Source organism: Pantoea sp. SO10 (genome assembly GCF_005281435.1).
GTDB classification, from domain to species: domain Bacteria; phylum Pseudomonadota; class Gammaproteobacteria; order Enterobacterales; family Enterobacteriaceae; genus Pantoea; species Pantoea leporis.
Window position 1 is genome coordinate 3,185,895 of record NZ_CP040095.1, and the last position, 14,613, is coordinate 3,200,507.

General features: G+C 52.6%; 13 protein-coding genes and 5 tRNA genes. 2 read left to right on the forward strand and 16 right to left on the reverse strand.

All coding sequences use genetic code 11. The features are described from left to right. Positions 1-30 precede the first annotated feature (30 nt). Complete coding sequence (ffh, locus tag FCN45_RS14765) at positions 31-1,392, reverse strand: signal recognition particle protein (protein WP_101762624.1); 1,362 nt, start codon at positions 1,390-1,392, stop codon at positions 31-33. A 167-nt stretch (positions 1,393-1,559) separates the two neighbouring features. Between ffh and FCN45_RS14770 the strand changes: the two genes are divergently transcribed. Together FCN45_RS14770 and FCN45_RS14775 are read left to right on the forward strand one after the other, a co-directional pair. After that, positions 1,560-2,354, forward strand: a complete 795-nt coding sequence (locus tag FCN45_RS14770) for an inner membrane protein YpjD (RefSeq protein WP_008108993.1) — start codon at positions 1,560-1,562, stop codon at positions 2,352-2,354. 10 nt (positions 2,355-2,364) lie between these two features. Continuing rightward, on the forward strand, positions 2,365-3,651 hold the full coding sequence (locus FCN45_RS14775) for an HlyC/CorC family transporter (RefSeq protein ID WP_101762622.1): 1,287 nt from the start codon (positions 2,365-2,367) through the stop codon (positions 3,649-3,651). Between the two features lie 53 nt (positions 3,652-3,704). Here the strand turns inward: FCN45_RS14775 and luxS are convergent, their stop codons facing one another. The 15 genes from luxS to tam all read right to left on the reverse strand — a co-directional run bounded on the left by luxS (position 3,705) and on the right by tam (position 14,504). After that, entirely contained in the window at positions 3,705-4,220 is a 516-nt protein-coding gene (gene luxS, locus FCN45_RS14780) for an S-ribosylhomocysteine lyase (protein WP_007893307.1), read from the reverse strand. Positions 4,221-4,371: 151 nt separating this feature from the next. Beyond that, positions 4,372-5,976: a glutamate--cysteine ligase gene (gene gshA / locus FCN45_RS14785; protein ID WP_110868328.1), complete on the reverse strand. Its 1,605-nt coding sequence runs from the start codon at positions 5,974-5,976 to the stop codon at positions 4,372-4,374. A gap of 31 nt (positions 5,977-6,007) precedes the next feature. Then, the gene (locus tag FCN45_RS14790; protein WP_101762620.1) at positions 6,008-6,436 is read right to left on the reverse strand and encodes a YqaA family protein; all 429 of its coding nucleotides are present in this window, start codon (positions 6,434-6,436) and stop codon (positions 6,008-6,010) included. Continuing rightward, on the reverse strand, positions 6,433-6,999 hold the full coding sequence (gene yqaB / locus FCN45_RS14795; protein ID WP_008108985.1) for a fructose-1-phosphate/6-phosphogluconate phosphatase: 567 nt from the start codon (positions 6,997-6,999) through the stop codon (positions 6,433-6,435). Before yqaB ends, FCN45_RS14790 begins: the two co-directional genes overlap by 4 nt. 241 nt (positions 7,000-7,240) lie before the next feature. Continuing rightward, positions 7,241-7,317 (reverse strand) — tRNA-Arg (locus tag FCN45_RS14800). Between the two features lie 44 nt (positions 7,318-7,361). Next, positions 7,362-7,438: transfer RNA gene (locus FCN45_RS14805), tRNA-Arg, on the reverse strand. Positions 7,439-7,493: 55 nt separating this feature from the next. Beyond that, positions 7,494-7,570: transfer RNA gene (locus FCN45_RS14810), tRNA-Arg, on the reverse strand. A gap of 85 nt (positions 7,571-7,655) precedes the next feature. Continuing rightward, positions 7,656-7,732, reverse strand: a tRNA-Arg gene (locus FCN45_RS14815). 8 nt (positions 7,733-7,740) lie between these two features. Then, positions 7,741-7,833, reverse strand: a tRNA-Ser gene (locus FCN45_RS14820). A 305-nt stretch (positions 7,834-8,138) separates the two neighbouring features. Beyond that, positions 8,139-8,324 (reverse strand): carbon storage regulator CsrA, encoded by a 186-nt coding sequence (csrA, locus tag FCN45_RS14825; RefSeq protein ID WP_008104508.1) that lies wholly within the window; start codon positions 8,322-8,324, stop codon positions 8,139-8,141. A 249-nt stretch (positions 8,325-8,573) separates the two neighbouring features. Next, entirely contained in the window at positions 8,574-11,201 is a 2,628-nt protein-coding gene (alaS, locus tag FCN45_RS14830; protein WP_137386328.1) for an alanine--tRNA ligase, read from the reverse strand. 135 nt (positions 11,202-11,336) lie between these two features. Beyond that, entirely contained in the window at positions 11,337-11,852 is a 516-nt protein-coding gene (locus FCN45_RS14835) for a regulatory protein RecX (RefSeq protein WP_210421263.1), read from the reverse strand. Between the two features lie 115 nt (positions 11,853-11,967). Beyond that, entirely contained in the window at positions 11,968-13,038 is a 1,071-nt protein-coding gene (gene recA / locus FCN45_RS14840) for a recombinase RecA (RefSeq protein ID WP_137386329.1), read from the reverse strand. Positions 13,039-13,131: 93 nt separating this feature from the next. Next, entirely contained in the window at positions 13,132-13,626 is a 495-nt protein-coding gene (gene pncC / locus FCN45_RS14845) for a nicotinamide-nucleotide amidase (protein WP_137386330.1), read from the reverse strand. A gap of 101 nt (positions 13,627-13,727) precedes the next feature. Then, a complete protein-coding gene (gene tam / locus FCN45_RS14850) occupies positions 13,728-14,504 on the reverse strand; it encodes a trans-aconitate 2-methyltransferase (protein WP_137386331.1) in 777 nt (258 codons plus the stop codon). Positions 14,505-14,613 lie beyond the last annotated feature (109 nt).

Here is a 14,613-nt window from a genome sequence, read left to right on the forward strand (position 1 = left end):
TGCCAAATTTCCGGCTTTATGACGGCCGCCTTAGCGACCAGGGAATCCAGGCGGCATCATACCTTTCATGCCACGCATCATTTTGGCCATGCCGCCTTTCTTCATTTTCTTCATCATGCGCTGCATATCATCGAACTGTTTCAGCAGTCGGTTGACATCTTGCACCTGCATGCCTGAGCCCAACGCAATACGACGTTTGCGCGACCCCTTGATAATTTCTGGCTTCTCACGCTCTTTACGCGTCATCGAATTGATGATGGCTTCCATGCGGACCAGCACTTTATCATCCATCTGCGATTTCACGTTGTCAGGCAGTTGCCCCATGCCCGGCAGTTTGCCCATCAGGCTCGCCATGCCGCCCATGTTGCGCATCTGCTTCAACTGCTCAAGGAAGTCGTTGAGATCAAAACCGTCGCCGGTTTTCAGTTTCTTCGCCAGTTTCTCCGCCTGATCGCGGTCAACTTTGCTCTCAATATCTTCGATCAGCGACAGAACATCGCCCATGCCAAGAATGCGCGACGCGATACGCTCTGGATAGAAAGCTTCCAGCGCTTCGGTCTTCTCGCCCATCCCCATAAATTTGATTGGCTTGCCGGTAATGTGACGAATCGACAGCGCCGCACCACCGCGCGCATCACCATCGACTTTAGTCAGGATCACACCAGTCAGCGGCAGCGCTTCATTGAAGGCTTTCGCGGTGTTGGCGGCATCCTGACCGGTCATGGCATCGACCACAAACAGGGTTTCCACCGGATTTATCGCGGCGTGTACCTGTTTGATTTCGTCCATCATCGCTTCATCGACGTGTAAACGACCGGCGGTATCCACCAGCAGCACATCGTAGAATTGCACTTTGGCTTGTTTTAGCGCGTTCTGAACAATATCGACCGGCTTTTGACTCAGATCGGACGGACAGAAATCCACGCCGACCTGGCCAGCCAGGGTTTCCAGCTGTTTGATCGCCGCAGGGCGATAAACGTCAGCAGAAACTACCAGCACTTTCTTCTTATGCTTCTCGCGCAAGAATTTACCCAGTTTCGCCACGCTAGTGGTTTTACCAGCACCTTGCAAACCTGCCATCAGCACCACGGCTGGCGGCTGAGCATTCAGATTGAGCGCATTATTTTCAGCGCCCATCGCCGCAACCAGTTCGTTGCGCACGATTTTGATGAACTCCTGGCCTGGCGTCAGGCTTTTGTTCACATCGTGGCCAACGGCGGCCTCTTTCACGCGATTAATAAATTCACGCACTACCGGCAGCGCAACGTCAGCTTCCAGCAGCGCCATGCGGACTTCACGCAGCGTGTCTTTGATGTTGTCTTCAGTCAGCCTTCCGCGGCCGCTGATATTGCGCAGGGTTTGCGACAAACGATCGGTTAAATTATCAAACATGCTCTCTCACTTAGAACCGTAGCGAGGCCGCCATAGGCGACACAATGCGGCGGATTATAACACGAAGACGAAGCGATCTCTGCAATTGACCGTCAGATCGTTTGGAGCCTGCTGCTGCTGGCGCTATACTGCTTTTTTCCTTATCTGACCGATACCTGAAAGGATCTATGTTCGTTTTCGCGATCGTGGCGCTGTTCGCCTACTCCCTCAGCCTTGCATTGATCATTCCCAGCCTGCTTAAACGCAACGGTGGCTGGCGTCGTTTTGCTGTGCTTTCTGCCTGCGTGGCGCTGATTGCGCACGCCGTTGCTCTGCAGCAGCGCATTTTTGCTGTTGATAATGGGCAAAACCTCAGCCTGCTTAATATCGGCTCGCTGGTTAGCCTGCTGATCTGCGCCATCATGACAATTGTCGCCTCGCGCAATCGTGGCTGGCTGCTGCTGCCGATTGTTTACAGCTTTGCATTGATTAATCTGGCCTTTGCCACCTTTGTGCCCAATGCCTTTATTACGCATCTGGAAACCACGCCGGGCATGATGGTTCACATCGGTCTGTCGCTGTTTGCCTATGCCACGCTGATCATCGCGGCACTGTATGCGCTGCAGCTGGCGTGGATCGATTACCAGTTGAAAAATAAGAAACTGGCTTTCACTCAGGATATGCCGCCGCTGCTCAGCATTGAGCGCAAAATGTTCCACATCACGCAGATTGGCGTTGTGCTGTTGACGCTGGTGCTGTGCACCGGTTTGCTCTTCATGCATAACTTGTTTAGCGCTGAGAATGTGGATAAAGCGGTTCTCTCCATCATTGCCTGGTTTGTCTACATCGTTCTGCTTTGGGGACACTATCGTGAAGGCTGGCGCGGACGCCGCGTCGTGTGGTTTAACTGTGGCGGCGCATTGCTGCTAACCATGGCCTACTTCGGCAGCCGCGTGCTTCAGCACCTGCTCACCTCTCACTAAGGATTTTGTGTTGGAACACGTTTCAACCACCACGCTGATCATTACGCTGGTCATCATGGTGCTGGTCTCTGCCTATTTCTCCGGTTCAGAGACCGGCATGATGACGCTTAATCGCTACAAACTGCGCCATAAAGCCAAAAGCGGCAATCGCGGTGCGCGTCGGGTAGAAAAACTTCTGCGTCGTCCCGACCGTCTGATCAGCCTGGTTTTAATTGGCAACAACCTCGTTAATATTCTCGCCTCCGCACTCGGCACCATTGTCGGTATGCGCCTGTATGGTGATGCTGGCGTAGCGATTGCTACCGGCATTCTGACTTTTGTCGTGCTGGTATTTGCCGAGGTGCTGCCGAAAACGGTCGCGGCGCTCTATCCAGAAAAAGTGGCCTATCCCAGCAGCGTGTTACTGGCTCCGCTGCAGTATGTGATGCTGCCGCTGGTGTGGCTGCTGAATACCATTACCCGCATTTTGATGCGCATGGTGGGCATTAAAACCGACGGTTCCATCAGTTCGGCGTTAAGCAAAGAAGAGTTGCGCACCATTGTGCATGAATCGCGCTCGCTGATGTCGCGGCGTAATCAGGACATGCTGCTGTCAGTGCTTGATCTGGAGAAAGTCAGCGTGGATGACATCATGGTGCCGCGCAATGAGATCGTCGGCATCAACGTCAATGATGACTGGAAATCGATTGAGCGCCAGCTGAGTCATTCGCCGCATGGGCGTATCGTCCTGTTCCGTGACTCGCTGGATGACTGTGTTGGTATGCTGCGCGTGCGTGAAGCCTGGCGCATGATGACCGAGAAGAAAGAGTTCAACAAAGATCGCCTGCTGCGTGCTGCTGATGAGATTTACTATGTACCGGAAGGCACGCCGCTTAACGTGCAGCTGGTTAAATTTCAGCGCAACAAAAAGAAAGTCGGCATGGTGGTTGATGAATATGGCGATGTTAAAGGCTTAGTGACGATCGAAGATATTCTGGAAGAGATCGTCGGCGATTTCACCACCTCCATGTCGCCGTCGTTGGCCGAAGAAGTCATGCCGCAAAATGATGGTTCGGTATTGATTGAAGGCAGCGCCAATGTGCGTGAAATCAACAAAGCCTTTAACTGGACGTTACCGGAAGAGGATGCGCGCACCATTAACGGCATGCTGCTGGAAGCACTGGAAGAGATTCCGCTGGTCGATACTCGTGTCACACTTGGCGCCTACGATATCGATATCCTTGATGTGCAGGACAACATGGTGAAGCAGGTGCGCATTACGCCACACCACGCACTGAAATCCTCCATCGGCTCCTGAAGCCTGTAAACAAAAACGCCGCGATAATCGCGGCGTTTTTCATGGTGTCTCAACTAGATGTGCAGCTCTTTCAGCTTTTCAGCTGGTAGCTTCAAATCTTCGTTGCGGTTCACGCCGATGTCGTGCGCCAGCACATTGCGCGCGATCTGCTGCGCTTCATCCAGTGAGTGCAGTTTGTAGCTGCCGCATTGATATTCGTTCAGCTCTGGAATCTGGCCCTGCTCTTTGACTTTCAGGACATCTTCCATCGCGCCTTTCCAGGCTTTCGCTACACGCTGCTCGTCAGGCGTGCCAATCAAACTCATGTAGAAGCCGGTGCGGCAACCCATTGGCGAGATGTCGACGATTTCAACGCCATCACCATTCAGATGATTACGCATGAAGCCAGCAAACAGGTGCTCCAGCGTATGAATGCCACGCTCAGTCAGAATTTCAATATTCGGACGGCAAAAACGCAGGTCGAAAACGGTGATGGTATCGCCATGCGGAGTTTTCATGGTTTTTGCTACGCGTACTGCAGGTGCGCCCATGATGGTGTGATCAACAGTAAAACTATCCAGTAGTGGCATACGTCACCTCCTGTTTTGAGATTTTTTTTTAAAACGATGAAACTTTTCTGTTCGTCCAGCGTCTGAATATATGAAAGACGCGCATTTGTTATCATCATCCCTGACAACAGAGATGTTTATTTTGGCCACATTGATGTGGCCATTTTCTTTTCTAGCCTTCGCGACCCGCAAGGTAGCTTTCGAAATCCAGCGTATCGCTCTGTTCCAGCTTCTCTTGTGCCTGCACCGACTCCAGCGCCTGACGACTAAAATCTTCTTCAGTCAGAATCTCTAACGACTCTTCACACAGCAGATGACGATATTGCTCTGCCAATGCCACGCCCGCGCCGGTCAAACCGTTTTCTTTGATCGCATGCAGGATGCGCGCCGAATAGGTTAGCTCAGGATCGTCGAAAGATGCCACCAGTTGATCGCAAACCTGTTGATATTGCGTGTTGCCGTGATTGCTGTCGAGCACTTCCGCCACGCGACGCAGATCGGCAAACAGCGCTTTACCCACCTCAACCAGCGTGTGTTCCTTTTCGCTGCAACCTACAGCAATGACCTGGCCAGGCTTACGCCCTTCCATCACCACGCGGTTCCAGTTTTTGCGCGTACACAGCAGCTCATCCGCGCTCATTTCTGGCGCATCAGCCAGCGTACACCAAATCAGGAACAGATCGAGGAAGCGCGCCTGATCGGCATCTACGCCAATGGCGGAGAATGGATTGATGTCCAGCGAACGCACTTCAATGTATTCAATACCGCCGCGCAACAGCGCATCGGATGGTGCCTCGCCTGAACGCGTAACGCGTTTCGGACGAATCGGCGCGTACAGCTCGTTTTCAATTTGCAGCACATTGGTGTTCAACTGCAGCCAGTTGCCATCGGCGTCTTTGGTGCCCATGGCGGCATACTCTTCCGACGGCGTTTTAATCGCTGCCTTCAGTGCTGCAACGTAACCTTCCAGCGAGTTAAAAGTGATACCCAAACCGCTCTGCGATTTGTTGGTATAACCAAGGTCGCTCAGGCGCAGTGAGGTGGCGTGAGGCAGCCACAGCGTACCCTTGCCATCACCTTCAAACGGCAGATTGCTCTCGCGCCCTTGCAGGAACGAGGAGCAAATCGCTGGCGATGCACCGAACAGATACGGAATGACCCAGCCGAAACGATAGTAGTTGCGAATCAAACGCAGATAGCCGGCAGAGATGGTCTCTTTACCGCTTTCGGCATCTTTTACATCCGCCCACTCCTGCCAAAACGACAGCGGCAACGAGAAGTTGTAGTGCACGCCAGAGATAATCTGCATCAGCGCGCTATAGCGATTCTTCAGCCCCTGACGATACAACGTTTTCATTTTGCCGATATTGGAGCTTCCATACTGCGCCAGCTCGATGCTATCAACGTCATCAATGAACCCCGGCATGCTGAAAGGCCACAAGCGCTCCTCGCCTAACTCACGCGCCACATGACGGTGAATATCGCGCAGAAACGCCAGTGAACGATCGATGCTCTGATCAACTGGCGTGATGAACTCCATCAGCGTTTCGGCAAAATCGGTGGTGATCCAATCATGCTTAAGCGCCGAACCGAGTGACTCAGGATGTCCTGTGGTTGCCAGGTGACCATCGGGTTTTACGCGTAATGATTCGCGCTCAATACCACGGCCGATACCCTTTAACGCGTCAGGATGCGCCTCCAGCCAGGAAAGTGCCTTAGATACGTCCGGGATCACGTTAACCTCCCGCTGTGTTAATAATTTATTTTTGTTCAGCATAATGTTAGCCGTAGCCTCGAATCTGTGCGAATCAATGCCACCATTGCATTGTTTGCAATGTGGCGGTCGCGATAACGATATAACGCAGCGTTTTACCCATGGCGAGGAACAGCACTGAAGGCAGCCAGGCAAAGCGCAACCAACCTGCGAGCACGCAGAGTAAGTCGCCCACTACCGGCAGCCAGCTAAAAATCAGTGCTGCAGGTCCTAATCGGTGTAACCACGTCATTGCTGTGTCGTGCCATCGCCCTTGCCCTTTTGGCGGCATCAGGCGACCAAGAAGAATGTTGGTCAGGCCACCCAGCGTGTTTCCCACTGATGCAGCCAATAACAATCCATAAACCGAACCTTTTTGGGCGATCAGCAGTGCAACCAGCACCGCTTCCGAGCTTCCCGGTAACAGAGTCGCGCTAAGAAAGCTGCTGCCGAATAACGATCCATAGGTCAGAAATTCATTCACAGTAAACGGACATCAACCACGTCCATGCCTGCTGCTTTGGCGGCTTGTACGCCGAAGTCAGCATCCTCAAACACTACACAGCGCTCGGGTGCGATACCCATTAATTCAGCGCAGCGTAAAAAGGTATCCGGCTGCGGCTTATGACGCTGTACGTCATCCGCTCCGACCACCGCATCAAACAGGTGGTAAACACCTAACTCTTCGAGTAAGGCTTTTGCCAGGCTGTGTTCACTGCCGGTGCCCACCGCCATCGGACGGCGACCATGATAAGCCTTTACCACGTCCATCAACGGCAGCGGACGCACGTCATCCAGCAACATCGCTTTCAGTGCAGCGGTTTTTTCCGCCGCCAGCAGATGCGGATCGTGCGTTGCATTGTTCTGCTCAAGGATGAACTGCGCCAGTTGCCAGGTTGGAGCGCCATTGAAGCCCACCATTTTTTCTTCATCCATGGTGAAACCATAGCGGCCAAGCACCTGCTGCCAGGCTTTTCGATGTGTCGGCTCAGTATCCAGAATTGTGCCGTCCATATCGAAAATCAGGGCGTCATATTGGTCGTACATTGTCACTCCATCGAGCACCACAAAATGAGCCATTACTTTAGCGTAATGCGCTCAGGTTGTCGCCAGGCACGCTTAACCGCAAATGCTTTGAAAGCATTAGTTTTTTTCGTTTTCAGAAAAAGGTCAGAGTGCAATGCCGTGGATAAACGCCGGTAAATTCAGCGATTTTTTTACAAGTTGATTTGATTGCTGCAGGATTCAGAAACTGAGAGTCAAAAACAGAAAGGTATCGAAGAAGAGATGGTGCATCCAGGAGGATTCGAACCTCCGACCGCTCGGTTCGTAGCCGAGTACTCTATCCAGCTGAGCTATGGATGCATTGAGTTACTGCTGAAGAAAATTTTGAGAAGTTTGAAGAGGAATGGTGCATCCAGGAGGATTCGAACCTCCGACCGCTCGGTTCGTAGCCGAGTACTCTATCCAGCTGAGCTATGGATGCATTGAGGTTTTCTTACGATGGACTAACTGAAACAACCTGAGGATGATACGAAGAATGGTGCATCCAGGAGGATTCGAACCTCCGACCGCTCGGTTCGTAGCCGAGTACTCTATCCAGCTGAGCTATGGATGCATCGAGTTAATTCTTGTACAACGCAGGGTGCTAACAACTCACCATGAAAGGAACTGCTCGTTCACTCTTGCTTCACCTTTCCGAATGGTGCATCCAGGAGGATTCGAACCTCCGACCGCTCGGTTCGTAGCCGAGTACTCTATCCAGCTGAGCTATGGATGCATCGGAAATGGCGGTGAGGCGGGGATTCGAACCCCGGATGCAGCTTTTGACCGCATACTCCCTTAGCAGGGGAGCGCCTTCAGCCTCTCGGCCACCTCACCTTACGCGTTCTTCCGAACCGTGCTTCTGAACTTGTTTCTGCTCATCGGCACTGCGTGGCGCACATATTACTTTCCCGGACTTATAAGTCAAACATTTATTTCCAGCCTTTTGTTTGATTGCACAAATGACACTCAATTCGGATGCTTTAGCGACAAAAAGAGTGATTTATCAACAAAGAAAGCCTGCTGGAGAACAGAAATGGGCGTTAAAGAGAATTGGGAATAGAGAGCGAAAAGCGGAAGATGTGTGGGGCTGGAGAGGAAAAACCGGTAGCGCCTCGCTCAGGAGCGAGGCGCTGAATCCGTTAGTAACTCGAGGCTTGAGTTTTTTCGGCTTGAATACGCTGATAGATCTCTTCGCGATGTACCGAAACTTCTTTAGGCGCGTTAACCCCAATGCGGACCTGGTTACCTTTTACACCCAGCACCGTTACAGTCACCTCATCGCCAATCATGAGGGTTTCACCAACTCGACGAGTTAGAATAAGCATTCTTTGCTCCTTGAAAGATTAAAAGAGTCGGGCTTGTTCGGTCTCCCGGCCGTATCCATCATATAACGCTGAACAATGCCTATGACAAATACACCATTGTGCTTCGCCATGCCAATACATTCTGCTGATAGTTAGTTTAGCCGAAATACACTACATCAACCGGACTTTGTCATTACCTGGTGTGCACCGCGTTAAAAAAGCGCCAGAAAACGGGCTTCTGGCGCTTATCACAATGCGAAGTTTTATACGTTACAGTCGGTTACTGACCCATTCCTGCACGCCTGCCAGCGCACCCGCTAGCGCCTGCGGATTTGTACCGCCGGCCTGAGCCATATCTGGGCGACCACCGCCTTTACCACCAACCTGAGAGGCCAGTTCGCCAATCAGCTCGCCGGCTTTTACACGGTCAGTAAGATCTTTGGTCACGCCAGCAATCAGTGAAACTTTGCCATCATCAACCGTTGCCAGCACGATAATGGCAGACGTTAACTGGTTCTTCAGATCGTCAACCATGGTACGCAACATTTTCGGCTCAACGTTGCTCAGTTCACTGACCAGCAACTTCGTGCCTTTAACGTCAATCGCCTTACTGCTCAGTGACGCGCTTTCCTGCGCAGCTTGCTGATCGCGCAGTTGCTGCAACTCTTTTTCCAGCGCGCGGACGTGATCAACCAAGCCGCGCACTTTCTCATTCAGGTTACTGCTATTGGCTTTCACCAATTGCGCCACATCCAGCAACTGTTGGCTCTGCGCATTCACTTGTGCCAACGCACCTTCACCGGTTACAGCTTCAATGCGGCGTACACCTGCAGCAGTGCCCGATTCAGACTGAATGCGGAACAGGCCGATATCACCGGTACGCAGCGCGTGAATACCACCACAGAGTTCGGTAGAGAAATCGCCCATGGTCAGCACACGTACGCGCTGATCGTATTTCTCACCAAACAGCGCCATTGCGCCCTTCTGTTTTGCATCATCGAGATCCATGATGTCGGTCTCAACGACAAGGTTGCGGCGAATCTGCGCGTTAACAATATCCTCAACCTGACGGATTTCCTGCGGTTTCATGGCTTCAAAATGAGAGAAGTCGAAACGCAGATATTTATCGTTAACCAGCGAGCCTTTTTGTCCTACGTGATCACCCAACACCTGACGCAGTGCTGCATGCAGTAAGTGCGTGGCGGAGTGATTCAAACGGATGCGCGCGCGACGCGTTTCATCAACCTGCGCATGCAAACGGTCACCAACGCATAACTGACCGCTGCTCAGCTTACCGATATGACCAATCGCTTTACCATACTTCTGCGTATCCTGAACGCTAAATTCAGCATTCTGCCCAGCCAACACGCCGGTATCGCCAACCTGTCCACCTGACTCGCCGTAGAACGGCGTTTCGTCCAGTACGACCACCGCGTCCTGACCCGCGCTGATCTGCTCAACTTGCTGACCGTCGACGAACAGTGCTTCGACTGTCGCGTTCAGTTCCAGATGGTCATAGCCTTTAAAGTCGGTTGCGGCATCAATGCGAATGACATTGTTATAGTCGGCACCAAAACCGCTGGCTTCACGCGCACGCTGACGCTGCTGCTCCATCGCGGCTTCAAAACCCGCTTCATCAATCTTCAGATTGCGCTCACGGCACACGTCAGCGGTCAAATCCGCCGGGAAACCGAAGGTATCGTACAGACGGAACACCGTTTCGCCATCAAGCGTATCGCCCTGCAGTTTGGCCAGTTCTTCATCCAGCAGTGCAAGTCCACGCTCCAGCGTTTTAGCAAATTGCTCTTCTTCGTTCTTCAGCGCGTTTTCAACATGCTTCTGCTGACGTTTCAGGTCTTCGCCTGCAGCTCCCATCACTTCAATCAGTGGCGCAACCAGCTTGTAGAAGAAGGCTTCTTTCGCACCCAGCATATTGCCGTGACGTACCGCGCGACGAATAATGCGACGCAACACATAGCCGCGGTTTTCATTCGATGGGATTACGCCATCAGCGATCAGGAAGGCACAAGAGCGAATATGGTCAGCGATAACGCGCAGCGACTTGTTATCCAGATCGGTTGCGCCAGTTACCTGCGCAACTGATTTGATCAGTTTGGCAAACAGATCGATTTCATAGTTGGAGTTAACGTGCTGCAACACGGCAGCAATACGCTCCAGACCCATGCCGGTATCCACTGACGGTTTAGGCAGCGGCTCCATGGTGCCGTCGGCCTGACGGTTGAACTGCATGAAGACGATGTTCCAGATCTCGATGTAACGATCGCCATCTTCTTCCGGGCTGCCCGGTGGGCCGCCCCAGATATGATCGCCGTGATCGAAGAAAATTTCGGTACATGGACCGCAAGGTCCGGTGTCGCCCATCTGCCAGAAGTTATCTGATGCGAAAGCGCTGCCTTTGTTGTCACCGATACGGATAATGCGCTCGCGCGGCACACCAATATCGTTAGCCCAGATTTCGAAGGCTTCATCGTCTGTTTCATAGACGGTCACCCACAGGCGCTCTTTAGGCAGCTTGAACCACTGCTCACCCGTCAGCAGTTCCCATGCATAAGCGATCGCTTCTTTCTTGAAGTAATCACCAAAGCTGAAGTTGCCCAACATTTCAAAGAAGGTGTGGTGACGTGCCGTGTAGCCCACGTTTTCGAGGTCGTTATGCTTGCCGCCGGCACGCACACAGCGCTGCGACGTCGTTGCCCGCGCATAGTCGCGCTTATCCTGCCCAAGGAAAACGTCTTTAAACTGGACCATCCCGGCATTGGTAAACAGCAAAGTCGGGTCGTTGTTCGGTACGAGGGAGCTGCTGGCTACAACCTGATGTCCCTTGCTATGAAAAAAGTCGAGAAACGCTTGACGGATCTCAGCAGTGCTCTTGCTCATAAAATTCCTGGAATCACGCTAACGAACGTTCCCTTTCGCTGGCAAACCCTATCCATCCGGCCTGCCGCTGACTGAGGAACAAAAAGTGGGAATAAGATAAATTTTCTTCAGTGGGAAGTAAAATCACATCGCCTTTCAGTCGTCACTATTTCTGAAAACAGCCTGAATATCTTCCATCATAAAGCCTTTCGACATTAAAAAACGCTGTACCTTGCTTTTCTCAGTCCAGGTTTGCGGTAAGGGTTCGCCAAATTTGCGTTTGGCAAGATCGGCTGCGCACTGGCTCCAGTCTACGTCGGTATCGAATAGCGCCTGATTGATCTCCTCACGGCCAATGCCCTTTTGCTGCAATTCCATACGCACGCGCTGTGGGCCATATCCTTTACGCGCACGGCTTTGAATAAAGCGTTCGGTAAAGCGCTCATCGTTGAGCCAACCGCTCTCCTGACACCAGTCGAGCACTTTTTCCAGTAACTCGTCGGGAATGGGCGTGTTTTCCTGCTGCTGCAGATAAGCCGCACGTTGGGAAGAGAGCTGCAATTTACGCTTTAGCTCTTCACGACTGTGGTCGCGCTGCGAAAGGATGCGCATAGCGCGGTCAAGTAAACGGGAATATGTTGGCACCGGTGCCGCAGATGGTGATGATGACATAGGATCAACCTTGTTCTAACAGTCGTGCAGGGTCGCAGGGTAAAGCAAGAAGGCAGAGAGGAAAAGCGCTGGCGGGGAAAAGCAAAACGGGAGCATTTCTGCTCCCGTTAATATTTTAGAAATCTTCGTTGGTTTCGCTGGCTTCTTCGCGATCATCCGCGGAGATTTTCGCGGTGTCTGCGGCGGCGGCATCACCACTTAGCAGTAAGTCACGCAGCTTCTTGTCGATTTCATTCGCAATCGCCGGGTTCTCTTTAAGGAAGTTGGTGGAGTTAGCTTTACCCTGACCAATCTTCTCACCGTTGTAGCTGTACCACGCGCCGGCTTTCTCAACCAGTTTGTGCTTCACGCCAAGATCCACCAGCTCGCCAAAGGTGTTGATACCTTCTCCGTACATGATTTGGAATTCAGCCTGCTTAAACGGTGCCGCAACTTTGTTCTTCACGACTTTCACGCGGGTTTCGCTACCTACCACTTCGTCGCCCTCTTTAATCGCACCGATACGGCGGATATCCAGACGAACAGAAGCGTAGAATTTCAGTGCGTTACCGCCTGTTGTGGTTTCCGGGTTACCGAACATCACACCAATCTTCATACGAATCTGGTTGATGAAGATCAGCAGCGTGTTGGACTGCTTCAGGTTACCCGCCAGCTTACGCATTGCCTGGCTCATCATACGAGCGGCCAGACCCATGTGCGAATCGCCAATCTCGCCTTCGATTTCCGCTTTCGGCGTCAGCGCCGCCACGGAGTCGACGATGATGACGTCAACTGCGCCTGAACGCGCCAGCGCATCACAAATCTCCAGCGCTTGCTCACCGGTATCCGGCTGTGAACACAGCAGGTTATCGATATCAACGCCCAGTTTTTTCGCGTACACCGGATCCAGTGCGTGCTCAGCATCGATAAAGGCACAGGTTTTACCTTTACGCTGTGCAGAAGCAATAACCTGCAGCGTCAGCGTGGTTTTACCCGAAGATTCTGGTCCGTAAATCTCAACGATACGGCCCATCGGCAAGCCACCCGCGCCCAGCGCGATATCCAGTGACAGTGAGCCGGTAGAGATGGTTTCGACATCCATTGAGCGGTCTTCACCCAAGCGCATGATGGAGCCTTTACCAAATTGCTTCTCAATCTGGCCCAGTGCGGCAGCTAAAGCCTTCTGTTTGTTCTCGTCGATCGCCATTTCCACTCCTAATCATGCTGGGTGAGTCGACATCAAGTATGTCGCTCGTTCTGTTGCCGCTAATTATACTGTATGGTCATACAGTATCAAGTTTTAATTTATCAGAAATTCATCAAGCAGCGTTTGCAGCGCCCAAGCCACTGACTGACGGCGTACCGCATCACGGTTGCCAGCAAAGATCTGGCGCTGCGCTAGTACGCGTCCCTCTGGGCCCACAATCGCAAACCACACGGTGCCCACCGGTTTATCGGGCGTGCCACCTTCAGGACCGGCAATGCCGCTTACGGCGATGGCGTATTCTGCCGCTGCCGCTTTAGCCGCACCGGTAGCCATCTCACGCACCGTCGGTTCACTTACGGCGCCATGCTGCTGCAGCGTTGTCTCCTGTACGCCGACCATCTGCTGCTTAGCTTCATTGCTGTAAGTAACGAAACCGCGCTCAAACCAGGCAGAGCTGCCGCTGATATCAGTAAATACTTTCGCAATCCAGCCGCCGGTGCAGGATTCTGCAGCGGTCACCGTAGCCTGACGTCTCTTCAGCTGTTCGCCAATGCGGTGACTTAGCTGCTGTAACTGTTCATCGTTCATCGCCTTCTCCCGTTGTGGCGCTTCACGTTAGCAGTAAATGGCGCACTGAAAAGCCCTTTTCAACCTTCAGCCATCATTTTGCGTAGTGGATTCCAGATACCTCAACCTGTTTTCACTGCAACCATAAACAGACGCGGGAAGGCTAACAAAACCTGGCCATTACTGCGTGCGGGGTAAGCCGGAATGAGTGCCTGATGATAATCATGAAGAAATGCTGCCTGCTGCGTTTCATCCAGCCCCGCGAGGAAAGGACGCAGCCCGGTGGCACGCAACCAGGTAATGATGCCCTGCGCATCTGCCATCGGGTGATAATAAGTAGTGCGCCAGATATCAACCTGGCAACCCGCATCGGTCAGCAGATCGTAATAGCGATCAGTGGTTAGCAGGCGTTTGCGTTCCGCCGCTTGTGGCGAAATCAGCGCCTGCCATTTTTCATTCGCCGCCACTTCACGCATCAAACGGTGCGATGGTTCTTCAAGATTATCCGGCATCTGAATTGCTAGCGCGCCACCGATGGCCAATTGATCAACCAGATGCGGCAGCAAGGTGTGATGCTCGGTCAGCCACTGCAGCGAGGCGTTGGCATAGACAACCTGCTGCGGCTGTTCAGCCTGCCAGCGACGAATATCGGCCTGCAGAAAATGGCAGTTGGGGAGACGTTCGCGCGCCTGCTCTAACATTGCCGCAGAACTGTCAATGCCGGTTATCTGCGCCTCCGGCCAGGCTTGTGCCAGTAGCTCGGTGCTGTTGCCGGGTCCGCAACCAAGATCGGTGGCAAAGCGCACATCATCGAGCGGAATGCGCTCCAATAGCTCGCGCGCCGGGCGGGTTCGCTCTGATTCGAATTGGCGATACAGCTGTGGATTCCAGTCTTGCATGGCAATGCTCCTGTCTTGGCTGAGGGGTTAAACACTACCTGCTTTTCATGCGTTTATAGAAAGAGAAAAGTGCGATATCTCACCTTTTTGCCCTCGTTAGCTGGTTAGC